Raw genomic sequence first — 25,441 nt, forward strand, 5'->3', positions numbered from 1 at the left:
CGAAATTACAAGGTAACCAAAAATGTCAGAACAACAAAATGCAGAATTAGATTTTCACGGTGAAATGGCGGTACGTCGCGAAAAATTAGCGGCCTTACGTGCAAAAGGTAACGCCTTTCCGAACACATTTCGCCGTGATGCATTAGCTCAGGATTTACATAATCAATACGATGAAACGGACGGCGAACAATTAAAAGAAAAAGATCTGCATGTTGCCGTTGCCGGTCGCATTATGACCCGTCGTACCATGGGAAAAGCGACTTTTATAACCATTCAGGATATGAGCGGTAAAATTCAGCTTTATGTGGCTCGCGATAACCTTCCTGAAGGCGTCTACGGGGAAGATGTAAAAAGCTGGGATTTAGGCGATATTGTCGGGATCAAAGGTACTTTATTTAAAACCAAAACCAACGAATTAACCGTAAAAGCTCATGAAGTGCAATTATTAACCAAAGCGCTTCGTCCGTTGCCGGATAAATTCCACGGTTTGAGCGATCAGGAAACCCGTTATCGCCAACGTTATTTAGATTTAATTTCTAACGAAGAATCCCGTCGTACTTTTGTGATTCGCTCAAAAGTTATCGCCGGTATCCGCGAATACTTCATCGGTAAAGGCTTCATCGAAGTAGAAACACCGATGCTGCAGGTAATTCCGGGCGGCGCGGCGGCGCGTCCGTTCGTAACTCACCACAACGCTCTGGATATCGATATGTACCTGCGTATCGCCCCCGAACTTTACTTAAAACGCTTAGTGGTGGGCGGCTTTGAACGGGTATTCGAATTAAACCGTAACTTCCGCAACGAAGGGGTTTCCGTGCGCCACAACCCGGAATTCACTATGATCGAATACTATCAGGCATACGCGGATTACCACGATTTAATGGATAACACCGAAGAATTGTTACGTAAATTAGCCCTTGATATTTTAGGTACCACCATTGTGCCTTACGGCGAATATGAATTCGATTTCGGCAAACCGTTCGAACGTATCACAATGCATGATGCGGTGATTAAATACGGCGCGGAAAAAGGTATTGTAAAAGAAGATTTATACGATTTAGACCGTGCCAAAGCGGCAGCCGCCAAATTAGGCATTGAAATCCAAAAATCCTGGGGCTTAGGTTCAATCGTCAATGCCATTTTTGAAGAAGTGGCGGAACATCACCTGATTCAACCGACATTCTTAATGGCTCACCCTGCGGAAATTTCGCCGTTGGCGCGCCGTAATGACGAAAACCCGGAAGTAACCGATCGTTTTGAATTATTCATCGGCGGCCGTGAAATCGGTAACGGTTTCTCGGAATTGAACGACGCCGAAGACCAAGCTGAACGTTTCGACGCCCAAGTAGCGGCGAAAGACGCAGGCGACGATGAAGCCATGTTTAAAGATGACGACTTCGTCACCGCACTGGAACACGGCTTACCGCCGACTGCGGGCGAAGGTTTGGGGATCGACCGTTTAGCAATGCTGTTCGCCAACGCTCCGTCAATCCGCGATGTGATTCTATTCCCGGCAATGAAACACAAAGGGTAAAAAATTAACGAAAAATCGACCGCACTTTTTTATGCAAAGTGCGGTTCTTTTTTAAGGAAATTTTATGCACGAAATGTCCCTTACCCAAAACATTATGGAAATTGTGGAAGAACAATGCCACCGCAATAACGTGAATAAAGTCACGGATATTTGGTTGGAAATCGGTCCGCTTTCCTGTGTGGAACCTGATGCCATTGAATTTTGTTTTGAGGTATGCCGCAAAAATACGGTAATGGAAAATTGCAAGCTCCATTTTGTCCCCGTGCCGGCGCTGGCCTATTGCTGGCATTGCGAAAAAACGGTGGAAATCAAAAGCCATCATGACGCCTGTCCCCAATGCGGCGGTATTCACTTACAAAAGCAAGGCGGCGATGATTTGCGAATTAAGGAAATTGCGGTGGAATAATTTCAACGGGCGTTACGCCGCTTCCAAATGCTGTCCATCGCTATTAAAGCTGATTCCTCTCTGACTTCTAAAATCTATTGATAAACGCTTAAATTCCAATATGATTAGGGTCTGTTTATCTTTTATAAACAGACCCCGGCTAAATAATAAATGAAGGCATTTCCACATGAACACCGAAAAACAGTCCGTTATCGAACTACGTATTAAAGGCAAAGTACAAGGAGTAGGATTTCGTCCTTTCGTTTGGCTATTGGCAAATCAATACGGGCTAAAAGGTGATGTGAATAATGATGGTCAGGGCGTATTGATCCGCTTTATTGAACCTGATTGTGCCTCTCTGCAACAGTTTTTGCGGGATTTACAGAATAAACTGCCGCCTCTTGCGCAAATTACGGAAATTCAAGAGACAACAAAAATCGGCGAAAATTTACCGCACTTTTCAGACTTTACCATTCGAGAAAGTGAAAATAACGCCGTAGATACGCAAATTGTGCCGGATGCCGCCACTTGTCCCGCTTGTTTGAAAGAGTTATTTGCGCCCCGTAACCGCCGTTTTCATTACCCTTTCACAAACTGTACGCATTGCGGCCCCCGTTTCACCATTATTAAATCCATCCCTTATGATCGCCCGAATACCTCAATGGCAAACTTTCCTTTTTGCCCGGAATGCGAGCGGGAATATAAAAACCCGGCGGATCGCCGTTTTCACGCGCAACCGAACGCCTGCCCCGTTTGCGGCCCGCATATTTGGCTGCAGAATCAACATACCAAAATAGCAGATCACGAAGCGGCATTAATACAAACCCTGCATTTGCTGAATGAAGGTAAAATTATTGCCATTAAAGGTATCGGCGGATTCCATCTGGCTTGCGACGCCACCAATCGGCAAACCGTACAATTATTGCGCTCTCGTAAACGCCGCCCCACTAAACCGCTTGCAATTATGGTGCCCGATTTGCAGTTTTTAACGGCACTCAGCCGGGCGGAAACCAAACTTTTAACCTCAAGTGCGGCACCTATTGTATTACTGTCAAAACATAAAGTACCGGCAGTTGATGAACTTATTGCCCCGCATTTAAATGAGATCGGCGTTATGTTGCCAAGCAATCCGTTGCAACATTTATTATTAAAGGCGATAAACAAGCCGTTGGTTATGACATCCGCCAATCCGAGCGGACAACCGCCGGTGTTGGATAATGAAAGTGCGGTTAAATTTTTGCAAAATTTGGCGGATTTTTATCTTTGCCATAATCGGGATATTTTACAACGCGCGGACGACAGCCTTGTGCGCATTGCCTTTGACGGTTTAGAAACGTTACGTCGCGCCCGCGGTTATGTACCGGACGAAATTTCACTAAATATCTCAAACAACAAAAATATTCTCGCCTTAGGTTCGGATCTAAAAAACACATTCTGCCTGCTTAAAAGAAATAAAGCCGTGGTCAGCCAGCATATCGGCGATACCGCCGACGAAAAAGTGCGGTCTCAACTAGAGGAAAATCTGGCGTTATTTCAGCATATTTATCAATTTAAAGCCGATTTAATCGCGGTTGATTCCCATACCGGCTATTTCAGTTCGGCAACGGGCAGACAAATTGCGCAATGCCAACAGATTCCCGTTATGGAAATTCTTCACCACCACGCCCATATTAGGGCGGTAATGGCAGAACATAATTGCAATGAAAAGGTGATCGGCATTGCCTTAGACGGCATCGGAATGGGTGAAAATCAACAGCTTTGGGGCGGTGAATGTTTGCTGATAAACCGGACGGAAGTTAAACATCTTGGCGGGTTGCCGGCTGTAGCTCTTCCCGGCGGCGACCTTGCGGCAACCCAACCTTGGCGCAACTGGCTCGCACATATTCATCAATTTGTGGAAAACTGGCAAGAACTTGCGGCTAAAAGCTGCGAAAAATATAATTGGCAGTCACTAAGCCGCGCAATCGAACAAAAAATCAACTGCCCGACAATTTCTTCCGCCGGCAGATTATTTGATGCGGTAGCCTACTCCCTTAACATCGCGCCGGAAAACCTGAGCTGGGAAGGTGAAGCCGCCTGCCGGTTAGAAGCGCTCGCAGGTCAATCGCAATTTACTGAAAAAAGTGCGGTCAAAATTCGACAAATTTTACCGGAATTTGCCGATGAACTTATTTGGACGAATGATAAAAATAATAAAACATTTCTAAATCTGGCCAAATTCTGGCAATCATGGCGCAATTATAAAGCGCAGAAAGCCGATAAGGCCTTTGCTTTCCATCTCGCGCTTGCGGCCGGATTTGCCGAATTAGCCCGTCAACAGGCAAACAAATATCAATGCCGTACCATTGTGCTTTCAGGCGGTGTAATGCATAACCGGCTTTTACGCCGGTTATTAAAAGAAAATCTGCAAGAATTTAATGTGCTAAGCGCCCATCAGTTCCCGATGGGCGACGGCGGATTAAGCCTCGGGCAAGCCGCAATCGCAGCGGATTTTACTTAACCCGAGCTTCCGGCCGTTGCTTATCAAAAGTATCGTTTTGCGGTTACCGGCATAAATAAACTAAAACCTTTTAATAACCGGAATTAGTTTATGAAAAGTAAGAAATCCGGGCAATAAAAAAGACCGCTAAAAAGCGGTCTCTTGAATTTGGTGCCAGTGGTCGGACTCGAACCGACACGCTTTTAAGGGCGGCGGATTTTGAATCCGCTGCGTCTACCGATTTCGCCACACTGGCTTCACTGATAAATACGTGAACAGAGCGTATTATACGGAGTTCTTCGGTTGTTGCAAGAATAAATTGTTAATTTGTTTTTAGTTGATTTAATTTTCAACAATTCCTAAAAATTTACAAAAAAAGACCGCACTTTTGTTAACGTGCGCTCTTTTTTCATGGGGTTTTAATCCCGTTTACGGCTTAGTAACCACCAGGTAATCACTAAGAATAAAAGGCTCGGCATTAATGCGCCGATGATAGGCGCCACATTATACACCAGACTTAACGGGCCGAAAATTTCATTGATTACGTAAAATACGAAGCCGAAACAAATCCCGGTAACGATTCTTGCACCCGCGGTAACGCTACGTAACGGACCGAAAATAAAGGATAACGCCAACATCATCATCACGCCCACTGAAATCGGCTGGAATAATTTGCGCCAGTAGGTCAGCTCGAATTTTTTGCTGTCCTGTCCGGTTTCTTTCAGGAAAGAAATATAGCTGGATAGTCCGGAAATAGACAACGAAGTCGGTTTAACCGTGAAAATTCCTAATTTATCCGGCGTTAACGAGGTTTTCCAGGGACGGTTTAAATAGTTTTTCGTTTTAATTTCATCCGCCGAAATCTGCGATTCATTCACCTGTTTTAATACCCAGCTTCCGTTTTCATAACTTGCTTTATTGGCATGGCTAACCCGTTGCAACTGGCGGTTGTCATTAAAACTGTAAATATAAATGTTATTTAAATTAGCGTCTTCCGTTGCTCGTTTAATATAGATGAAATCATTGCCGTCTTTTGCCCAAATACCGTTCTTCACCGATAGCATAGAACCGCCGGAAATCGCTTTTGAACGCATATCCCGTGCAAACTGTTCCGTTTGCGGAATGCCCCATTCGCCGATAACCATAGTTAATAAAACCAACGGCAAAGCGGTTTTCATCACGGCAAAGCCGATTTTCATACGGGAAAAGCCCGCCGACTGCATAACCACCAATTCGCTGCGACTGGCAAGATTACCCAATGCGATGAGCGCCCCCAATAATGCCGCCATCGGGAAAAAAGTTTCGATATCTTTCGGCATTGTCAGCACGGTATAAAGGAAAGCCTGCATACTATCATAGCTGCCTTTACCTACACTGCGGAACTGTTCGACAAATTTAATAATGCCTGAAAGTCCGACTAAGGTTAATAAAGTAGCAAAAATCGCCCCTAAAATGCTTTTGCCGATATATCTATCTAATGTATTCATCATTTTTCAGTCTCCTTAAATCGCCGATTTTTTTGAGAACAGATGACGAATTTTATACATAAAGGCGCTATTCCAACTGTTTAGCATAATTCCCAAGAGTAAGAAAAAGAGATTAACCAACGGCATCAGCAATCCGGCATCTAATTTGCCGGCACCGCCTGCCGATTTTAATGAACTTTGCAATAAGAAATAAATTAAGTAAAGCAATAATGCCGGCAAAATTTTGGCAAAACGTCCTTGTCGAGGATTTACCTTACTTAACGGAACCGCTAGCAACGCCATTAAAGGAACGGCTAAAATCAAACTGATACGCCAGTTTAATTCGGCTTTCGCCGCCGGTGTTTTCAGCGCTAACAATTCCGCAAGCGGTAATTCTGTTGTTTCATTTTCATCGGAATCCACATTACGATGTCCTAAGTAAGCCTGATATTCGGTGAAATTGGTAATACGAAAATCAGGCAACGCAGCGGAACCTTCCACTCGTTGACTATTTTGCAGACTTAAAATCTGATCGCCATTCGGTAAAGATTGTAATTCACCGTTCTCCGCAACAATAACCGACGGTTTAGAATTTCCTTTTTCTTTCGTTTGGAATAAATAGATATTGCTGATTTTGTTATCTTTAATATTATCTATAAACAGTACGAAATCGCTATCATTGGAGGTCATAAATTGACCGGCCGATAATGCGGACATATTCGGATTAGCTCTTGCATCCTCTACAATCTGTCCTTGTTTTTGAATAGCCCAAGGCGAAACCCACAACACATTGTAAGCCGCCAGTGCCGCCGTTAACACGGAAAGCCCCAGCGCCACCTTAACAAGAATACGTTGCCCCACGCCACAGGCTCGCATAACCGAAATTTCACTTTCCGCATATAAACGACCGAATGTTAATAAAATCGCGATAAACAAGCATAAAGGAAGCATTAATTGCGCCATCGCAGGCATACCTAAGCCTAATAGCGATAATACCAGGTCTGCCGGTACATTCCCGTTCGCTGCCGAACCTAAAACTCGGACTAGCTGTTGGGAGAAAAAAATCAGAAGTAAAATAAATAAAATAGCCACTTGGCTCTTAAATACTTCTTTTGTTAAATATCTCGTTAAAATCACATTATTGCCTATATTTTTTCTTGCAATTTAAATAAAACCGGTTAATTTAGGTAGCTCAAACGTTTTAGCCGCCCATTTTTCAGCGTGCCATATAATAACGTATTTTCGACTTTAAAACAGTAAAAAAATTAGGAAGGAACGAATGAAATATTCGGTAAAACAGACCGCACTTGAACAGGAAAACAAAAGTCTTTTTATTGCAATTTTTGAGAATCAGGAACTCTCACCTGCCGCATTAAAGCTCGATCTTAAACTAAAGGGCGAAATTACCGAAGCGGTAAAAAACGGTGAAGTCAGCGGTAAAATCGGGCGAATTTTAGTACTCCGCCACGGTGCGCAACGTATTATTTTAGTAGGTTGCGGCAAGCAAAATGAAGTTACCGAACGTCAATATAAACAAATTATTCAAAAAGCCGTTAAAACCGCCAAAGAAACTATTGCAACAACAATTATTAACGCCTTAACCGAAGTAAAAATCAAAGATCGCGATCTTTACTGGAACGTCCGTTTTGCGGTAGAAACTATTGAAGAAGATAATTATATTTTTGAGCAATTTAAAAGTAAGAAATCTGAAAATAACAGCAAATTAGCCGAAATTATCTTCTATACGGAAGAAAATCATGAACAAGCAGAACTTGCCATTCGCCATGCAACGGCAATTTCTTCAGGTGTAAAAGCGGCAAAAGATATTGCAAACTGTCCGCCGAATATCTGTAATCCGGCCTATTTGGCGGAACAGGCAAATCAGCTGGCCGGTCGTTCATCGTTAATCGAAACTACGGTTATCGGTGAAAAAGAGATGAGAAAATTAGGTATGAACGCTTATCTTGCGGTTTCTTGCGGTTCAAAAAATGAGGCGAAACTGTCTGTTATGGAATACCGTAACCATGAAAATCCGAATGCTAAACCTATCGTTCTGGCGGGCAAAGGGCTGACCTTTGATGCCGGTGGTATTTCATTAAAACCCGCGGCGGATATGGATGAAATGAAATATGACATGTGCGGTGCCGCTTCCGTTTACGGGGTAATGAACGCTATTGCCGAATTACAATTGCCGTTAAATGTTATCGGTGTGATGGCGGGTTGCGAAAATTTACCGGACGGTAATGCTTATCGTCCCGGCGATATTCTGACGACTATGAGCGGTTTAACAGTTGAGGTGTTAAATACCGATGCGGAAGGTCGCTTAGTTTTATGTGATACCTTAACCTATGTGGAACGCTTCGAACCTGAACTGGTTATTGATGTTGCCACCTTAACAGGTGCCTGTGTAGTAGCTTTGGGGCAACACAACAGCGGGTTGGTTTCAACGGATGACAATTTAGCGCAAGATCTCGAACGGGCAGCGAAACTTGCCAATGATAAGGCCTGGCGTTTGCCGTTAAGTGAAGAATATCAAGAACAATTAAAATCTAAATTTGCCGATTTGGCAAATTTAGGCGGTCGCTGGGGAGGCGCTATCACTGCCGGCGCATTTCTTTCCAACTTCACTAAAAACTACCCTTGGGCGCATTTAGATATTGCCGGAACAGCTTGGTTACAAGGTCAAAATAAAGGTGCCACCGGCCGCCCGGTTTCATTGTTGGTTCAGTTTTTGCTGAATCAGGTGAAATAATTTAAGTGAAATTTAGAGGTTAGGAATCCCCCTCAGTCACTGCGTGACAGCTCCCCCGGCCTCGTGGGGGAGCGAACATTTTTTGCGTATTTCGATAGCGATAACATTATTTCAGTCCGTTTTCTCCCCCACAAAGTTGGGGGAGGTGCCTGAAAGCCGGTGGGGAAAATTCCTTGCCCCCTCAGTCACTACGTGACAGCTCCCCCGGCCTCGTGGGGGAGCGAACATTTTTTGCGTATTTCGATAACGATAACATTATTTCAGTCCGTTCCCTCCCCCACAAAGTTGGGGTAGGTGCCTGAAAGGCGGAGGGGGAAAATCCCTCGCCCCCTCAGTCACTGCGTGACAGCTCCCCCGGCCTCGTGGGGGAGGTGCCTGAAAGGCGGAGGGGGTGGGATTTCAAGACATGAGCCACTTTACATGTTATGCGACGGCCATCCCACTAAAAAAACGGAAATTTCCACCGCACTTTTGCCGCTAATACATACCTTCACGCTCTTCCCGAGTACTGATGAAGATATTTTTCACCTGGGTATAGGCATCCAGCATCATTTTATGAGTTTCACGACCGATACCTGAAGTCTTATAACCACCGAACGGCGCGCCCGCCGGCAGGCGGTTGTAACAGTTCACCCACACACGGCCGGTTTCCAGCGCGCGAGCAACACGTAACGCACGGTTGATATTGTGGGTCCATACGGCACCGCCAAGCCCGTATTCGCTATCGTTCGCCATGTGAATCACATCCGCTTCCTCTTTAAATTTAATAACCACGGCAACCGGACCGAAAATTTCTTCCTGTGCCACCCGTTTAGTGTTATCCGGCGCCAGAATTAATGTCGGTTGGAAAAACTCGCCTTTTGCCAAGGCAGGATCCGTCGCTTTTTCGCCGCCGATAATGATCTCACAACCTTCTTCTCTGGCAATATCCACGTATTTGCTGATCACCTTAATTTGGTTGGAATTTACCTGTGCGCCCATCTGAGTGTCGTCTTCCCAAGGTAAGCCGACTTTCACTTTCTTGAATTCTTCTTTTAGCGCAGCAATAAATTTATCGTAAATATTTTCCTGTACGAAAATCCGCGATCCGGCGCAGCATACCTGCCCCTGATTAAACAGAATACCTTTTTGTGCCCCTTCCAGCGCTTTATCAAAAGGCATATCGTCAAAGAAAATATTGGCTGATTTACCGCCTAATTCCAAGGTAGACGGAATTAACATCTCGGCCGCCGCCACCCCGATTTTACGCCCGATCTCAGTAGAACCCGTAAACGCCAGTTTATTAAAACCAGTATGGTGCAGCATATATTCGCCGGACTTAGAACCTTTACCGGTAATCACGTTAAACACGCCCTTCGGCAATAAATGGTTAATTTTCTGTGCCAGAGAAAGCAAACTCAAAGAGGTGGAAGAAGAAGGGTGAATCACCACCGTGCATCCCGCCGCCAATGCGGGTGCAATTTTCCATGCCGCCATCAAGAACGGGAAATTCCAGGGAATAATCTGCCCTACCACACCGATCGGTTCACGTAAAATCAACGACAAATCTTCGTCGTCCAATTGATTGGCGCTGCCTTCTTCGGAACGAATTACCGCTGCAAAATAACGGAAGTGATCCGCCGCCAGCGGAATATCCGCAGCCCGGGTTTCACGAATCGGTTTACCGTTATCCAGGGTTTCCTGCAAAGCAAATAATTCCGTATTTTCATCAATCACATCGGCTATTTTATTTAAAATTGCCGCCCGTTCCGCCGCAGTAGTGTGTTTCCAGGTTTTAAAAGCTTCCTGCGCAGCAGTTACCGCCGCATCTACATCCGCATCCGTTGCGTCAATAAAAGTCGCCAGTTCCGCCCCGTTTGCAGGGTTATGCGCAGTTAAAGTTTTGCCTTCGGAACCATCAGTCCATTCGCCGTTAATCAATAAACCGTAATGTTTATCAAATACATTGAGATCTTTTGTCATATTCGCTCTCCTATTACTAACGTTGCGGTAAAAAACTGTTACGTTTACCTTGCTCTCAACACCGGCGGTGTTTACCGCTTGATTAAGGTTTAGCTATTTGAACATAAAATCATCTATAAAAATGAGAGGTGTATCACAATTTTATCAATTTATTTACATTTTTTTAACAAAAAGTGCGGTTAAAACATTTTGATTTTCAACCGCACTTTTTGATTCTTAAAACCGTTTTTAACCGAGCAGCCGTTGTACCAGTGCAGTATAAATGTTCACGCCGTTCATCAATTGGTCTTCATCGAAATCAAACTCCGCCTCATGATGGCCGGCCGTACGGTCTGCGCCAAGGACAAAATAGATCGCTTTGCCACCTTGTTCTTGTACCCGTCTGCCTAAAACCGTTGCATCTTCACTGGCGTTAAAGGCATAATTTGCATTAGCGCTATGCACTTTAGGGTGGGCAAGAACGATCTCTTCCACCAGCCCTACCAGTTCGGTATCGTTAATCATATCCACCGCTTCGCCCATGATTTCCGTTTCATACTCCACATCAAAGCTGACGGCGATACCGTTGGCAATCCGCATGACCTGATCAACCATATACTGATTGACGGCTTTGTTTTCACCACGTACTTCAAGCTGAATTTCCGCTTTACTCGGAATAACGTTCCGCCCTTCGCCCGCCTTTAGCACGCCTACATTAATCCGCGTCATTCCTTCGCCGTGACGGCTGATTCCGTGTAGCTGGGTAACAGCGTGAGCGGCGGCAAGCAGAGCATTGCGTCCTAAATGCGGAGCGGCTCCCGCATGTGCCGGTTTGCCTTGGTAACGGATATCGATCTTAGTGGTGGAAAGGAAATTTTTCGGGTTGGAAATCACCGTACCGCTATCCGCACAAAAGCCGATATGAGAAGCGGAGAAATAATCGGCATCGTCAATTACGCCGCTTGCCGCAATCGCCGCCGCGCCGCGCACGCCTTCTTCCGCCGGTTGAAACACAATTTTCACTTTGCCGCTGAGTTTATCCTTATTTTGCGACAGCCACAGCGCAGTACCTAAGCCGATAGTGATATGTCCGTCGTGTCCGCAGGCATGCATAAAGCCATCGTTAAGGGAAGCAAAATCCTCTTTATTCGGAATATGTTCCGGCGCTTTGGTTTCCATCACATTCACGCAGTCGATATCGAAACGCAAGGCCAGGGTTTTCCCCGGCTTCCCCGAATCCAATACCGCCACACAGCCGGTGTAGCCGTCCATTTTTTCCAGCCATTTTTGTTTAGCGCCGTATGCAACGGCATTTGCCAACCCTTTTTCCACAACGGCTTGTTGACGACCGCGTACAAAATCACGGTTAATGATTTGATTACCGAGAAGAATCTCAAATCCCATTTGTTCTAAATAATCGGCAATACGCGAAGTTGTCCAAAACTCTGCCCAGCCCGTTTCCGGAAAACGATGAAATTCTCTGCGCCATTGTACGAGCTGTTGTTGAGTCAATTCCATAGTATGCTCCTTCTTGATATTGATAAATATACGGTGTTCTTACCATATGTGATGTTCGGGTAAGCGTATATTCACCGTAAGACGGAAATTATATCTGGGGCACATCCTTGCTTGTATTTTTGTATCGGCCGTTTTTACCCGAGAATCCTTCCCGCTTCAAATTGAGGACCGCCCTAAAAGTGCGGTCGTTTTTTTACCTGTTTTTACAGCATAAACAGAGCAAGAAATAAGATTGCTAAAACCATTCCCAATGCGGTACGTTTGATCATTTCCATCGGGCTGACCATTGCCAGGCCCGCACAGACGATGGTGACACCTGCAATCGGCGAGGCGGTACGTCCGATCGCGCCCGAAATTGCCGCCGCCATACCGAGATTAACATGAGTATAACCGAGTTCGACCGCATGCGGTGTAACGGCGGAGTTAAAGGCGATTGCCGCCGCATCGCCGGAACCGGTGATGATCCCCATCAGGAACGGTCCGATAGTCGCACCCCAGCGCACAAATTCGTTGGAATGTTTGAGGAACCCGATGGCAGAGTCAATAGCGCCGGTGGATTTTAACCCGGCCACAAACACGCCCGCCGCAATAATGATACCGAGTACGTTGGCATAAGAATTACCCATTCCGTTAAAGAATTCTTCGGTGATTTTCACCGGAGAAATACGGGTGACCAAAATGCCGTAAATCGCCCCGATTAACATTGCCTGCGGTACGCCCATTTGGGTCCACCCTAACCAGGACACCTGTTGCAACGATGTACCGCCAATAACCAGAATCACCAACGGCACCAAAGGCGCTAAAGCAAACAGAACATTAACTTTAACGAATTTATCTTCCGCTTCTTTCTGTTCTCTTAAATAAGCTTGACGGTGTTCATCGCCGTAATCTTTAAAAAACAGCGCCAACAATGTCAGCATAACCGCACCGATAGCGCCCGCAACCATAGTATAAGGAGCATGAGTCAGGTTAACTTCAGTAATCGTTAGTTTCGACATTTCACTGATCATCGCCGAGTGAGAAGAACCGGGGCTCATCATGGAACCGAAAGTCCCCGCCAGAATGGCCGCCCCGGCTGTCGCCGGACGGACGCCGGCACTTTTCAGTATCGGAATCAACGTTGCTCCCACCGCAGCCGCGCATCCGGCCGCAGAAGGAATCGCGATATTAATAAAGAAAGTGATCACCGTCGCTACCGGGATCAAAAAGAATTTTAATCCTCCCAGTGGTTTGGTCAGCAAATGTACTAAATGAGTATCGCATTGAGTATATTTCATTACATAGGCAAAACCCATACTAGAACAGATCGCCATAATCAGTCCGCCGGAAGTCATACTTTTGGCGAATGCGTCCAATGCGCCCATCGGATTAAGCGTAAGGAGCGACATCAACAACCCGACCCCGATCAGTACGGTTCGGGTTTCATATTTTTTAATCAGCAAATAAATGGTCGCAATAATACCGGCAACGGCAATAACAGGTTTCAATTCATCCATAATAATTTTCCTTAATATCTGAATGTCGAATTAACGGGTAACTCGGTGAGTTGTATATTCTCACTGAAACGTAACACCGCCGCTACTCCAAAATCGTAGCTTGTCTGCCTTCGATATGCAACGCCGTACTTTCAGGATGTGCGTATACAAGTGCGGTCGGATTAACGATTAAAAATTCCGCCAAATGTTCCTCACGGCTTTCACCATTGTGTCTCAACATTTTGCCGGAGATGATTTCCATATTTAACGGTGATAAAACCGCTTGCACGGTTTCTTAATATTATAAGAAGGACGTATGTCAGCATAAAAACAAAAACAATTTTTACCCCGATAAGCGGATAAGAATTGTTGTAACCAAGGAATACAATGGATTAAATAACCGCTTTCCTTGTATTTTTAACCGCTGATGAGTAACATATTTTTCATTATAATTTTCTCCGATTCAAACATTATTATGCAATCGAATGTTTGAAAGAGAAAAATAAAGATCCGGGTTCTGTGGTCTAGCTCACAAAATAAATGAAAAAGGAGAAGCTATGTCCGTTAATATGAAGCGAATTCAAACTATTATTGAAAAATTGGCGTCAATTTCCTCCGTACCGGGCGAATTAACCCGCTTAGCATTCAGTGCGGAAGACGAAGCGGCACATAATTACCTGATTGAGCTGTGCAAACCCTATGATCTCTCCATTCGCCGCGATCAAGTCGGCAATTTATTTATCCGTAAATCGGGAATTGAAGACCATTTGCCCGCAGTAACGTTCGGTTCCCATATCGATACTGTCGTCAATGCGGGAAAATTTGATGGTCCTTTGGGTTCTGTAGGCGGGCTGGAAATTCTGTTTCAATTGTGCGAACAAGGCGTACAAACCCGTTATCCGTTAGAACTGATCATTTTCACCTGCGAAGAATCCAGCCGTTTTAATTATGCCACCCTTGGCAGCAAGCTCATGTGTGGAATTGCTAATCGGGAAAGTTTAAGCAGGCTGCGTGATAAACAAGGAAACAGCTTAGAAGAAGCCATGGCGACTATCGGTTTGGACTTTACCGAAGTTGATCAGGTCAAACGCAATGCGGAAGAATTTAAATGCTTTTTTGAATTACACATCGAACAGGGGCCACGCCTGGCAAACGAACGGAAAACCATCGGTGTAGTAACGGGAATTGCCGCGCCGATTCGCTGTATAGTAAAAATTCAAGGACAAGCGGATCATTCCGGCGCGACCGCAATGCACTACCGCCGCGATGCGCTGTTAGGCGGTGCGGAATTGGCGTTGGCCATTGAACGGGCGGCAATCGATGCCGGACATTCTACCGTAGCAACGGTCGGTAATCTCAATGCCAAACCGGGCGTAATGAATGTTGTGCCGGGCTATTGCGAACTGCTGGTAGATATTCGCGGCATTCATAGCGAAGCCAGAGAATCGGTTTTCACCGTATTACAACAACAAATCGAACAAGTTACCGCCAAGCGGGGATTATCTATCGAATTACAGCTGATTTCCAAAGATCAACCGATTCTATTGCCCGATCAAATGGTGCAACAAATCAGCCGGGCGGCGCAGGATTTAGGCTATGCCTATGAAATTATGCCGAGCGGCGCAGGCCACGATGCCATGCATATGGCGACTTTCTGCCCGACCGGCATGATATTCGTTCCGTCAAAAAACGGCATCAGTCATAACCCGCTGGAATTTACCTCATGGGAAGAGATTGAAGCCGGCATTAAAGTATTGCAGCTTGTAGTATTGGAACAGGCGGAAAAAGTTTAATAAAACAAAAAAAGTGCGGTAAAAAATGCTTATTTTTCGACCGCACTTTTGATGAAATTTTATTCAGAATTAAAGATTCTCAATACTCAAATATTGCGCTCTGAGTTTCTCTAAACCTTCTTGATAATCCTGCATTTTTTCGCGCTCTTTGGCAATCACCGCTTCCGGCGCTTTGGCGACGAAAGCTTCATTACCGAGTTTACCTTCAATACGTTTCACCTCGCCAATCAATTTCTCGATTTCTTTATTTAAGCGGGCGAGTTCCGTATCCTTATTAATGAAACCGGCCATTGGCACCAGCAATTCCGCACTACCCACCAGTTTAGCTACGGAAAGCGGCGCTTCCTCGTCTTGCGCCAACACTTTCACACTGTCTAATTTCGCCATAATCTGCATTAAAGTGCGGTTGTTTTCCAACGTTTTTTGTTCCGTATCGGGAAGATTGCGTAACAATAAATCCAAACCTTTGCTCGGCGCAATGTTAGATTCCGCGCGAATATTACGCACCGCCGTAATCACTTCTTTAATCCAGCTGATTTGCGCGACCGCCTCATCATTAACTAAAGCCTCGTCAAACGCCGGGAACGGTTGAGTCATAATGGTTTCACCTTCCACGCCGGCAAAATCTTTCACTTTTTGCCAGATTTCTTCGGTGATAAACGGAATCAACGGATGAGCTAAACGCAATAATTTTTCTAATACATTCACCAAAGTAAAACTTGCCGCACGTATTTGCGCGTCCGTACCGTTGGCAAATACCGGTTTGGTTAATTCCAAATACCAGTCGCAGAATTGGTTCCAGGTGAACTCGTAAAGTTCCGTCGCCGCTAAATCGAAACGGTATTGATCCAACGCATTACGGAAATTTTGCACCGTCTTATTGAATTCCGCCTGGATCCATTTATCCGCCAACGACAATTCGCGCTCGCCAGTACTGAGATCCAATTTATCGTTGGTTAACACAAAACGGCTGGCATTCCACAATTTGTTGCAGAAATTGCGGTAACCTTCCAAACGTTTCATATCCCAGTTGATATCGCGACCGGTTGAAGCCAGCGCCGATAAGGTAAAACGCAACGCATCCGTACCATGTGGCTGAATGCCTTCGGGAAACTCTTTTTTGGTGGCTTTGGCGATTTTTTCCGCTAACTGCGGCTGCATCATATTGCCCGTACGTTTTGCCAATAAGGATTCAAGATCGATACCGTCGATCATATCCAACGGATCGATAACGTTACCTTTGGATTTCGACATTTTTTGTCCTTGCTCATCGCGGATCAAACCGGTAACGTATACCGTTTTGAACGGTACTTGCGGTTTGCCGTTTTCATCTTTGATGAAGTGCATGGTCATCATAATCATGCGAGCCACCCAGAAGAAAATAATGTCGAAACCGGTAATTAACACATTGGTCGGATGGAACATCGCCAATTCTTTGGTTTGTTGCGGCCAGCCGAGGGTTGAGAACGTCCATAACGCCGATGAGAACCACGTATCTAACACGTCTTCATCTTGGCGCAACGCCACGCTTGAATTCAAACCGTTTTTCGACCGCACTTCTTCCTCGCTGCGACCTACATATACATTACCTTGTTCGTCATACCACGCTGGAATGCGGTGCCCCCACCAAAGTTGGCGGGAAATACACCAGTCCTGAATGTCGCGCATCCAGGAATAATAAAGATTTTCATATTGCTTCGGCACGAATTGAATTTCGCCCTCTTCCACCGCTTTAATCGCCGTTTCCGCCAACGGTTTGACCGACACATACCATTGGTCTGTCAACATCGGCTCAATCGGCACGCCGCCGCGATCGCCGTAAGGCACTTTTAAATCATGAGGTTGGATTTTTTCCAATAAACCTAAGCTGTCGAAATCCGCTACCACTTTTTTACGGGCGGCAAAACGTTCTAAACCGCGGTAATCTTGCGGAATCTCCGCTTCATAAGTGGTTAGCGGTTGACCGTCCGTACCGATAATTTCCGCTTCTTCGCGAATATCCGCATTAAAGGTCATCACATTCACCATCGGTAAATTATGACGTTTACCCACTTCATAGTCGTTAAAATCGTGAGCCGGAGTGATTTTCACCACGCCGGTACCGAATTCGCGATCCACATATTCGTCGGCGACAATAGGAATTTCACGGTTAGCAAGCGGCAGAACCACTGTTTTGCCGATAAGCGATTGATAACGTTCGTCTTCCGGATGAACGGCAACGGCGGTATCCCCCAACACGGTTTCGGGACGTGTGGTCGCCACTACCAAATAATCCAAGCCTTCCGCGGTTTTCGCACCCTTTGCCAACGGATAGCGGAAATGCCATAAACTGCCTTTGGATTCCTTGTTTTCCACTTCAAGGTCGGAAATCGCGGTATGTAACTTCGGATCCCAGTTCACTAAGCGTTTACCGCGATAAATTAAGCCTTCTTCATGCAAACGGACAAACACTTCTTTCACCGCTTCGGATAATCCTTCGTCCATAGTAAAACGTTCGCGTTCCCAGTCGATGGAATTCCCTAAACGGCGCATTTGCTGACTGATTGTACCGCCCGAATAAGCTTTCCAATCCCAGATTTTTTCAATAAATGCCTCACGACCGTAATCGTGGCGCGTTTTATTTTCTTCCGCCGCAATTTTACGTTCCACCACCATTTGGGTGGCGATACCCGCATGGTCGGTTCCCGCCTGCCATAAAGTGTTGTCGCCTTGCATACGATGATAACGAATCAAAGTATCCATTAAAGTTTGTTGAAACGCATGCCCCATATGCAACGACCCCGTTACGTTCGGCGGCGGAATGGCAATAGAATAACTCGGACGCCCCGCATCATAAGAGGGTTTAAAATACCCTTTCTGTTCCCAGTGGTTATAAAGTGCCTGTTCTACGGCCGACGCATCGAAACGGTCCGCCATTTGTAGTTTTTGTGTCATTATATTTTCTCTATCGGTAGGGTGGGATTTATCCCACCGGGTATTAGGTATGATATGACGGCATAATTCCCGACATCATCATTGTATTATCAAATCTCCCGAGTGCGGTCAAAATTTCAAAAGTTTTAGGCTTTTTCCATCACCATTTCAAAACCGAGCTGGCGATAAAGTTTGTAGCGTTCGCGCGCCACAGCCTTCCGCTCTTCTTCCGCGGGGACGAAGTCGATCACATGATTAAAACTTTGTGCATAATCGGGTACGTTATTTTGCAATGAAATCAATAAATCGCGGCGTTGCGCGTTACGCTTGCCCTGCCATGAAATTTCGATCGGCGTCGCATAATTGGTGATTTCGCCGGAAAGATTATGTGGCACGAACTGTTCCGCATCGCGTTGCCATAGCGCCTCATCCAAATTTAAGGCTTGCTCTTCCGTTTCACAGGCAATTAACACCTTTTTACCCAAACGCCAAGCATCCGCAGCTAAATTACAAGCTAACGCTTCCGTCGCCGAAAGCGCGTTATCGGCTTGTGTCTTTTCGATTAAATAAAATTGGGCTTGTTTCGGCATTTTGAATTCATTTTTTTCAGTAAAAAAGATAGCCGGAGAATTCTAGCGAAAAATGCTTAAAAGATAAAGTTTTTTGCTTGTATAAGCATTAGTTTCGCACTAGACTTACCAACTGATTTTTTTCAAGCTATTTATAAGAATTAAAACCATGCATCTTTCCGACTTTTATTTTGATTTACCTGACGAGCTGATTGCTCGTTATCCCAAACCGGAACGTAGTTCAAGCCGTCTGCTACGGCTTAGCGGCGAAAACGGCGATATTTCTCACCACACTTTTTCCGATGTTTATGATTTAATCAACGAAGGGGATTTATTAATTTTTAACAATACCCGGGTAATTCCCGCTCGCATGTACGGGCGCAAAGCCAGCGGTGGAAAAATTGAAGTGTTGATTGAGCGGGTGCTGACCGAAAGCCGCTTTTTAGCGCATGTCCGCTCTTCCAAAGCGCCTAAAGCCGGCACCGAACTGATTTTAGGCGAAGATAAACTGGGCGAAGGCAAGGGTGTAAAAGCGGTGATGATTGGTCGTCAAGACGCCTTATTTGAGTTAGAAATTACCGAAAAATCCACCGCACTTTTGGATATATTACAAAAAATCGGACATATGCCGTTGCCGCCTTATATCGACCGCCCCGATGAAGATGCGGACCAGGAACGTTATCAAACGGTTTACAGCAAAATCCCGGGCGCGGTAGCGGCGCCAACCGCCGGGCTGCATTTTGACGAAGAATTATTGGCAAAATTAAAAGCGAAGGGGGTTAATTTTGCTTTTGTGACTCTGCATGTGGGCGCGGGGACTTTCCAGCCGGTGCGCGTGAATAATATTGAAGAACACCATATGCACGCGGAATATGTGGAAGTACCGCAACAGGTGGTGGATGCTATTGTCGCTACCAAAGCCGCAGGCAAACGGGTTATTGCGGTGGGTACCACATCCGTTCGTTCGGTGGAAAGCGCAGCGCTTGCGGCACAAGAAAAAGGTTTCGCACAAATTATTGAGCCGTTTTTCGCCGATACCTCAATTTTTATCTATCCGGGCAAACAGTTCCGCGTGGTGGATTGTCTGATTACCAATTTCCACTTGCCGGAAAGCACGTTGATTATGTTGGTTTCCGCCTTTGCCGGCTATAAAAATACAATGAATGCTTATAAAAGTGCGGTGGAAAACCGCTATAGATTTTTCAGTTACGGCGATGCCATGTTTATTACTAAAAATAATCATGTAAAGGGACTTGATTAATTTTTTACCTTAGGGACTGTTTATTCGAAAAGGAAAACAATATTTATGAAATTCAAACTAAAAACCACCAGCGGTGCGGCCCGTCGCGGCGAATTAACCTTCAATCGCCCGCAAGGGGAATTTAGCGTACAAACTCCGGCATTTATGCCGGTCGGAACTTACGGCACGGTGAAAGGTATGACACCGGAAGAAGTACGCGCCACCGGAGCGGAAATTCTGCTCGGTAACACCTTCCATTTATGGTTACGTCCGGGACAGGAAGTGATGCGTAAACATGGTGACTTACATGATTTTATGCAATGGCACCGCCCGATTTTAACGGACTCCGGCGGTTTCCAGGTGTTCAGTTTGGGGAAATTACGCAAAATCACGGAAGAAGGGGTGAAATTCCAAAATCCGATTAACGGCGAACGTATTTTCCTTTCACCTGAAAAATCTATGGAAATTCAGTATGATTTGGGTTCGGACATTGTGATGATCTTCGACGAATGCACGCCTTATCCCGCAACTTTTGATTATGCCAAGAAATCAATGGAAATGTCTTTACGCTGGGCAAAACGCAGCCGTGACCGTTTCGATGAATTAGGTAATAAAAACGCATTATTCGGTATCGTGCAAGGCGGTACCTTTGAAGAATTGCGTAAAGTTTCCGCCGAAAACCTGATCAATATCGGTTTTGACGGTTACGCGGTAGGCGGTTTGGCAGTGGGCGAGCCGAAAGAAGAAATGCACCGCATTTTGGAATTCACGACGCCGTTATTGCCGGCGGATAAACCGCGCTATTTGATGGGTGTCGGCAAACCGGAAGATTTAGTGGAAGGGGTGCGTCGCGGTATTGATATGTTCGACTGCGTGATGCCTACCCGCAACGCACGTAACGGACATTTATTCGTCACCGACGGTATTGTGAAGATCCGTAACGCTAAATATAAAGACGACACCAGTCCGTTAGATCCGCATTGCGACTGCTACACCTGTCAACATTACACTAAATCTTATCTATATCATTTGGATAAATGCGGTGAAATTTTGGGCGCGCGTTTGAATACCATTCATAATTTACGTTATTACCAACGTTTAATGGAACAAATCCGCACGGCTATCGAACAAGATCGTTTTGATGATTTTGTACAAGAATTCTATGCTCGAATGGATAAACCCGTACCGCCGTTGCAGAAAGCTTAATTTTATATAATCCAAAGGAGCGTATCCTATGCGCTCTTTCTCGATCTTTTTGGGCGTAATGATACGCCCTACAGGAAATGTTATGATCAACATCCAACCATCCGCCCTCATGCAATCCGCCACTTGGGCACAACCCATCGAAATGCTGTTTGCCTGTCACGGTCGGGTAAAAAATTTCTGTCGTCAACTGGGTATGTTGCCGGATTATTTGGCTGAAAACGGCGTAAATCAAGCGGTTAAAAATGACGTTAAACAAATCATTACCTACTTTAATGTCGCCGCTCCTCTGCACCATAAGGATGAAGAATCGGATTTTTTCCCCGCTCTTTTGCACTATGTACCTGAAGCGAAAACCGATATTCTGAAACTTGAAGCGGAACATATCGGCATTCACGGAATTTGGGAACAATTAGGCGTTCAATTGCAGGAACTGATTGATGAAAAACGCACGACTATTGAGCAAAGCCTGCTGGATGACTATCGCGCCGCCTATGAACGCCATATCGCCTTAGAAGAACCTTTATTCGAATTAGGACAAAAGCATATTCCGGCGGAACAATTAACCGCCATGGGAAAAATTATGGCGGAACGCCGCAAAGTGAAAAATTCTTAAAAAAACGACCGCACTTTATGCAATATCGATTGGATTTAACCGGCTATATTTGCCCGCTTCCGCTGTTAATGGCAAGACAAGTACTTGATAAATTGGAAAAAGGCGCCATATTAACATTGTTTTTGAATCATACGAGTGCCGTAACTGATTTTGTTTCGCTCTGTGAGCAACAGGGGTATCAGCTTATTTCTACTGAAAATTCAGCCGACAAATTTATTCTGACTATCAAGAAATAAAGTGCGCTAAATTTTTCAAGAGATTTACAATATCATTTTCACATTCCATTGATTTTATGGTATTTTAGCCACCGTTTTCTTTAAATATCAACTCAACTTTATAAGGAATATAAAATGGACGCACAACAAGGCAGCCCAATGTCAATGCTTATTATTTTTGCAATTTTCGGTTTGATCTTCTACTTTATGATCTATCGTCCGCAAGCAAAACGTAATAAAGAACATCGTCAATTAATGTCACAATTGGCGAAAGGTACCGAAGTGTTAACTTCCGGCGGTTTGGTGGGCAAAATTACTAAAATAACGGCAGACAGCGATATGGTTGTTATCGCATTAAACGAAACTAATGAAGTAACTATCAAACGTGATTTTATTGTTGCCGTATTACCGAAAGGCTCAATTAAATCTCTTTAATTTTTTATTATTCCTCAAGGGGAAAGTTAAGCTATGTTAAATCGCTACCCTTTATGGAAGAATCTAATGGTGATCCTTGTGATCGCCATTGGCGTTTTATACGCGCTTCCAAATATTTACGGTGAGGATCCGGCGGTCCAAATTTCGGGTACCAGAGGACAAACCGCCACCGAAACAACTCTAACCGATGTACAGACATTATTAACATCAAATCAACTGGAACCTAAATCTATCAAATTAGAAGAAGGTTCGATTCTTGCTCGTTTTCACAATACCGACGACCAGTTGCTTGCTAAAGATAAAATTACTGAAAAATTAGGTCAGTCTTATTCCGTTGCGCTCAATCTTGCTCCTTCAACACCTGCTTGGTTAAGCAGCATCGGCGGCAACCCGATGAAATGGGGGCTTGATTTACGCGGTGGGGTTCGTTTTCTGATGGAAGTGGATATGAATACGGCACTGTCTAAACGTCAGGAACAATTACAAGACAGTTTACGCACGGAATTACGCAAAGAAAAAATCCAGTATTCCGCAATTAAAAATACGGATAACTTCGGTACCGGTGTAACCTTAGTAAAACCGGAACAATTATCCGATGCCGGCCGTTTTTTACGTAAACAGCACCCGAATTTAAATATTACCGAGTCCGCCGATAACACATTAAATCTGGCTTTATCGGAACAGGCACTAACCGAAGCGCGTGAAAATGCTGTAGAACAAAACCTGGGCATTTTACGTAAACGGGTGGAAGAACTTGGTGTTTCCGAAGCGGTTATTCAACGCCAGGGTGCGGAACGTATCGTTGTTGAATTGCCGGGGATTCAGGATACCGCCCGGGCAAAAGAAATTTTAGGAGCGACCGCCACCTTAGAGTTCCGCCTTGTGAACCAAAATGTCAGTCCTGAAGCTATGGTGCGTAATATTGTGCCGACGGATACCGAAGTCAAATTTATGCGTGACGGTCAGCCGGTAGCGTTATTTAAACGCGCGGTACTCGGTGGCGAACATATTACCAATGCAAGTTCCGGGCTTGATCAACAAACCTCCCGTCCTCAGGTTAGCGTAACCTTAGACAGCGAAGGCGGCGAGATTATGGCTGATACAACCCGCTTAAACATCAAAAAACCGATGGCTACTTTATACGTTGAATATAAAGACAGCGGTAAAAAAGATGAAAACGGTAAAGTTATCCTAGAAAAACATGAAGAAGTGATTAACGTGGCTACCATTCAGGGTCGTTTCGGCAGTCAGTTCCAAATTACGGGTATCGATAGCCCCGCCGAAGCACAAAACCTTTCCGTATTATTACGTTCCGGTGCTTTAACCGCACCGATTCAGATTGTTGAAGAACGTACGGTCGGCCCGTCTTTAGGTGCGCAAAACGTGGCGCAAGGCTTAAATGCGGGGCTTTGGGGGTTGGCGATAGTGATCGTTTTCTGTCTGGTTTTCTACAAAGTTTTCGGTTTAGTGGCAAGTTTAGCCTTATGTGCAAACATGGTGCTTGTGGTCGGGTTAATGTCATTGCTTCCGGGCGCGACGCTGACCATGCCTGGTATTGCGGGTATTATCCTGTCCGTTGGGATGTCGGTGGACGCCAACGTACTGATTTTTGAGCGGATCAAAGAAGAACTGCGCAACGGCCGTCCTATCCAACAAGCCATTAACGAAGGTTATAATGGAGCCTGGACATCCATTTTCGATGCCAACCTCACTACCATTTTAACCTCTATCGTCCTTTATGCGGTAGGTACCGGCCCGGTTAAAGGCTTTGCCGTAACCCTTGCACTCGGTGTGGCAATCTCAATGTTTACTGCTATTACCGGCACGCGTATGCTGATAAACTGGATTTACGGCGGTAAACGTGTTGAGAAATTATCAATTTAGGAAATAGCCATGACTGTAACGACAAATACAAAACAAAAACACGAGTATAAAGGAATCGGGTTACCGTTTAGCCTGGTTCACTTTATGAAATATCGTAAATTCGGTTATTTATTCTCAATTATAGTGATTGCACTGAGCTTATTTTCCATTTTTACGAAAGGCTTTAACTGGGGATTGGACTTCACCGGCGGTGTGATTATTGATACCCACTTCTCCCAACCTGCGGATCTTGAACAGGTACGCAGCACGCTGAAAACCGGCGGCATAGAAAGTGCGCTGGTGCAAACGACGGGCAGTGCAAATGATGTTGCCATTCGTTTGCCCGCTTCAGCCAGCGATGCCAATATCGGTAATAATATTAAAAATATGATGACCTCATTGGATAAAGATATCCAAATCCGCAGTGTTGAATTCGTCGGACCGAATGTGGGCGAAGAACTGACCCAGGGTGCAATTTATGCTACTCTTGCCACTTTAATTTTATTATTGGCTTACGTAGGAATGCGTTTTGAATGGCGCCTGGGTTTAGGCGGGATCTTGGGGCTCGCCCACGATGTTATCGTGACTATCGGATTGTTCTCCTTCCTGCAGATTGAAATCGACTTAACCTTTGTGGCGGCGATTTTAACGGTAGTCGGTTACTCGTTAAACGACAGTATTGTGGTATTCGACCGTGTGCGGGAAAACTTCCGCAAAATCCGCCGCTTAAGCTCGGAAGAAGTCATCAATATTTCTTTAACACAAACCTTATCAAGAACATTAATGACCTCGGTCACAACCTTGTTCGTGGTATTTTCGTTATTGTTTTTCGGCGGTCCGTCAATTTACAGTTTCTCCCTGGCGCTGTTAATCGGTATCGGTTTTGGTACTTATTCGTCCATCTTCGTTGCCATTGCCCTTGCCTTCGATTTCGGTTTAGACCGTGAACACATGGTTGTAAAAGTTGTGGAAAAAGAAGACTTCCAGGAAGGCTTATAAGCAAAAATCACGAAAAATCGACCGCACTTTTTCCAAAAAGTGCGG

General features: G+C 45.1%; 19 protein-coding genes, 1 tRNA gene and 1 pseudogene. 12 read left to right on the top strand and 9 right to left on the bottom strand.

Features of this window, described 5'->3' with window-relative positions; genetic code table 11:
• Positions 1-22 precede the first annotated feature (22 nt).
• From lysS to hypF, 3 genes are all read left to right on the top strand, one after another.
• Positions 23-1,534, top strand: a complete 1,512-nt coding sequence (gene lysS, locus MS_RS07030) for a lysine--tRNA ligase (protein WP_011200716.1) — start codon at positions 23-25, stop codon at positions 1,532-1,534.
• 64 nt (positions 1,535-1,598) lie between these two features.
• On the top strand, positions 1,599-1,940 hold the full coding sequence (hypA, locus tag MS_RS07035; RefSeq protein ID WP_041639869.1) for a hydrogenase maturation nickel metallochaperone HypA: 342 nt from the start codon (positions 1,599-1,601) through the stop codon (positions 1,938-1,940).
• A 166-nt stretch (positions 1,941-2,106) separates the two neighbouring features.
• Positions 2,107-4,419, top strand: a complete 2,313-nt coding sequence (gene hypF, locus MS_RS07040) for a carbamoyltransferase HypF (RefSeq protein ID WP_011200719.1) — start codon at positions 2,107-2,109, stop codon at positions 4,417-4,419.
• Between the two features lie 148 nt (positions 4,420-4,567).
• Here hypF and MS_RS07045 read toward each other — a convergent pair.
• From MS_RS07045 to lptF, 3 genes are all read right to left on the bottom strand, one after another.
• Positions 4,568-4,654, bottom strand: a tRNA-Leu gene (locus MS_RS07045).
• 163 nt (positions 4,655-4,817) lie between these two features.
• Positions 4,818-5,888 (bottom strand): LPS export ABC transporter permease LptG, encoded by a 1,071-nt coding sequence (gene lptG / locus MS_RS07050; RefSeq protein WP_011200720.1) that lies wholly within the window; start codon positions 5,886-5,888, stop codon positions 4,818-4,820.
• Positions 5,889-5,900: 12 nt separating this feature from the next.
• Complete coding sequence (gene lptF / locus MS_RS07055) at positions 5,901-7,001, bottom strand: LPS export ABC transporter permease LptF (RefSeq protein ID WP_011200721.1); 1,101 nt, start codon at positions 6,999-7,001, stop codon at positions 5,901-5,903.
• 142 nt (positions 7,002-7,143) lie between these two features.
• Between lptF and MS_RS07060 the strand changes: the two genes are divergently transcribed.
• Entirely contained in the window at positions 7,144-8,616 is a 1,473-nt protein-coding gene (locus MS_RS07060; RefSeq protein WP_011200722.1) for a leucyl aminopeptidase, read from the top strand.
• Positions 8,617-9,093: 477 nt separating this feature from the next.
• Here MS_RS07060 and MS_RS07065 read toward each other — a convergent pair whose 3' ends face one another.
• The 4 genes and pseudogenes from MS_RS07065 to MS_RS11030 all read right to left on the bottom strand — a co-directional run bounded on the left by MS_RS07065 (position 9,094) and on the right by MS_RS11030 (position 13,943).
• Complete coding sequence (locus MS_RS07065) at positions 9,094-10,578, bottom strand: aldehyde dehydrogenase family protein (protein WP_011200723.1); 1,485 nt, start codon at positions 10,576-10,578, stop codon at positions 9,094-9,096.
• A gap of 228 nt (positions 10,579-10,806) precedes the next feature.
• Positions 10,807-12,075 carry a M20 family metallo-hydrolase gene (locus MS_RS07070; protein WP_011200724.1) on the bottom strand — a complete coding sequence of 423 codons (1,269 nt, stop codon included), beginning with the start codon at positions 12,073-12,075 and terminating at the stop codon, positions 10,807-10,809.
• 203 nt (positions 12,076-12,278) lie between these two features.
• The gene (dcuC, locus tag MS_RS07075; protein WP_011200725.1) at positions 12,279-13,571 is read right to left on the bottom strand and encodes a C4-dicarboxylate transporter DcuC; all 1,293 of its coding nucleotides are present in this window, start codon (positions 13,569-13,571) and stop codon (positions 12,279-12,281) included.
• An 11-nt stretch (positions 13,572-13,582) separates the two neighbouring features.
• Positions 13,583-13,943 (bottom strand): annotated as a pseudogene (locus tag MS_RS11030) (hypothetical protein).
• Between the two features lie 164 nt (positions 13,944-14,107).
• Here MS_RS11030 and MS_RS07085 point away from each other — a divergent pair.
• The gene (locus MS_RS07085; RefSeq protein ID WP_011200727.1) at positions 14,108-15,343 is read left to right on the top strand and encodes a Zn-dependent hydrolase; all 1,236 of its coding nucleotides are present in this window, start codon (positions 14,108-14,110) and stop codon (positions 15,341-15,343) included.
• A gap of 69 nt (positions 15,344-15,412) precedes the next feature.
• Here MS_RS07085 and MS_RS07090 read toward each other — a convergent pair whose 3' ends face one another.
• Entirely contained in the window at positions 15,413-18,277 is a 2,865-nt protein-coding gene (locus MS_RS07090; RefSeq protein WP_011200728.1) for a valine--tRNA ligase, read from the bottom strand.
• Positions 18,278-18,402: 125 nt separating this feature from the next.
• Positions 18,403-18,846 carry a DNA polymerase III subunit chi gene (locus tag MS_RS07095; protein ID WP_011200729.1) on the bottom strand — a complete coding sequence of 148 codons (444 nt, stop codon included), beginning with the start codon at positions 18,844-18,846 and terminating at the stop codon, positions 18,403-18,405.
• Positions 18,847-18,994: 148 nt separating this feature from the next.
• Between MS_RS07095 and queA the strand changes: the two genes are divergently transcribed.
• From queA to secF, 7 genes are all read left to right on the top strand, one after another.
• Positions 18,995-20,086, top strand: coding sequence for a tRNA preQ1(34) S-adenosylmethionine ribosyltransferase-isomerase QueA (gene queA, locus MS_RS07100; RefSeq protein WP_011200730.1), 1,092 nt, complete (start codon positions 18,995-18,997; stop codon positions 20,084-20,086).
• Positions 20,087-20,131: 45 nt separating this feature from the next.
• Complete coding sequence (tgt, locus tag MS_RS07105) at positions 20,132-21,271, top strand: tRNA guanosine(34) transglycosylase Tgt (protein WP_011200731.1); 1,140 nt, start codon at positions 20,132-20,134, stop codon at positions 21,269-21,271.
• Between the two features lie 82 nt (positions 21,272-21,353).
• Positions 21,354-21,884: a hemerythrin domain-containing protein gene (locus MS_RS07110; protein WP_041639875.1), complete on the top strand. Its 531-nt coding sequence runs from the start codon at positions 21,354-21,356 to the stop codon at positions 21,882-21,884.
• A 17-nt stretch (positions 21,885-21,901) separates the two neighbouring features.
• Positions 21,902-22,120, top strand: a complete 219-nt coding sequence (locus tag MS_RS07115; RefSeq protein ID WP_011200733.1) for a sulfurtransferase TusA family protein — start codon at positions 21,902-21,904, stop codon at positions 22,118-22,120.
• Between the two features lie 114 nt (positions 22,121-22,234).
• Positions 22,235-22,534 carry a preprotein translocase subunit YajC gene (yajC, locus tag MS_RS07120; RefSeq protein WP_011200734.1) on the top strand — a complete coding sequence of 100 codons (300 nt, stop codon included), beginning with the start codon at positions 22,235-22,237 and terminating at the stop codon, positions 22,532-22,534.
• A 33-nt stretch (positions 22,535-22,567) separates the two neighbouring features.
• Complete coding sequence (gene secD, locus MS_RS07125) at positions 22,568-24,418, top strand: protein translocase subunit SecD (RefSeq protein ID WP_011200735.1); 1,851 nt, start codon at positions 22,568-22,570, stop codon at positions 24,416-24,418.
• A gap of 9 nt (positions 24,419-24,427) precedes the next feature.
• A complete protein-coding gene (gene secF, locus MS_RS07130) occupies positions 24,428-25,396 on the top strand; it encodes a protein translocase subunit SecF (RefSeq protein WP_011200736.1) in 969 nt (322 codons plus the stop codon).
• Positions 25,397-25,441: the final 45 nt, after the last annotated feature.

Source organism: [Mannheimia] succiniciproducens MBEL55E, from assembly GCF_000007745.1.
GTDB classification, from domain to species: domain Bacteria; phylum Pseudomonadota; class Gammaproteobacteria; order Enterobacterales; family Pasteurellaceae; genus Basfia; species Basfia succiniciproducens.

Excerpts from the sequence above, each read along its gene's own strand:
- MS_RS07070 (WP_011200724.1), bottom strand. The coding sequence starts at position 12,075 with ATGGAATTGACTCAACAACAGCTCGTACAATGGCGCAGAGAATTTCAT.
- lysS (WP_011200716.1), top strand. The coding sequence starts at position 23 with ATGTCAGAACAACAAAATGCAGAATTAGATTTTCACGGTGAAATGGCG.
- secD (WP_011200735.1), top strand. The coding sequence starts at position 22,568 with ATGTTAAATCGCTACCCTTTATGGAAGAATCTAATGGTGATCCTTGTG.
- hypF (WP_011200719.1), top strand. The coding sequence starts at position 2,107 with ATGAACACCGAAAAACAGTCCGTTATCGAACTACGTATTAAAGGCAAA.
- MS_RS07085 (WP_011200727.1), top strand. The coding sequence starts at position 14,108 with ATGTCCGTTAATATGAAGCGAATTCAAACTATTATTGAAAAATTGGCG.
- hypA (WP_041639869.1), top strand. The coding sequence starts at position 1,599 with ATGCACGAAATGTCCCTTACCCAAAACATTATGGAAATTGTGGAAGAA.
- MS_RS07095 (WP_011200729.1), bottom strand. The coding sequence starts at position 18,846 with ATGCCGAAACAAGCCCAATTTTATTTAATCGAAAAGACACAAGCCGAT.
- MS_RS07065 (WP_011200723.1), bottom strand. The coding sequence starts at position 10,578 with ATGACAAAAGATCTCAATGTATTTGATAAACATTACGGTTTATTGATT.
- MS_RS07115 (WP_011200733.1), top strand. The coding sequence starts at position 21,902 with ATGCAATATCGATTGGATTTAACCGGCTATATTTGCCCGCTTCCGCTG.
- lptG (WP_011200720.1), bottom strand. The coding sequence starts at position 5,888 with ATGATGAATACATTAGATAGATATATCGGCAAAAGCATTTTAGGGGCG.
- secF (WP_011200736.1), top strand. The coding sequence starts at position 24,428 with ATGACTGTAACGACAAATACAAAACAAAAACACGAGTATAAAGGAATC.
- MS_RS07110 (WP_041639875.1), top strand. The coding sequence starts at position 21,354 with ATGATCAACATCCAACCATCCGCCCTCATGCAATCCGCCACTTGGGCA.
- queA (WP_011200730.1), top strand. The coding sequence starts at position 18,995 with ATGCATCTTTCCGACTTTTATTTTGATTTACCTGACGAGCTGATTGCT.
- dcuC (WP_011200725.1), bottom strand. The coding sequence starts at position 13,571 with ATGGATGAATTGAAACCTGTTATTGCCGTTGCCGGTATTATTGCGACC.
- yajC (WP_011200734.1), top strand. The coding sequence starts at position 22,235 with ATGGACGCACAACAAGGCAGCCCAATGTCAATGCTTATTATTTTTGCA.
- tgt (WP_011200731.1), top strand. The coding sequence starts at position 20,132 with ATGAAATTCAAACTAAAAACCACCAGCGGTGCGGCCCGTCGCGGCGAA.
- MS_RS07090 (WP_011200728.1), bottom strand. The coding sequence starts at position 18,277 with ATGACACAAAAACTACAAATGGCGGACCGTTTCGATGCGTCGGCCGTA.
- MS_RS07060 (WP_011200722.1), top strand. The coding sequence starts at position 7,144 with ATGAAATATTCGGTAAAACAGACCGCACTTGAACAGGAAAACAAAAGT.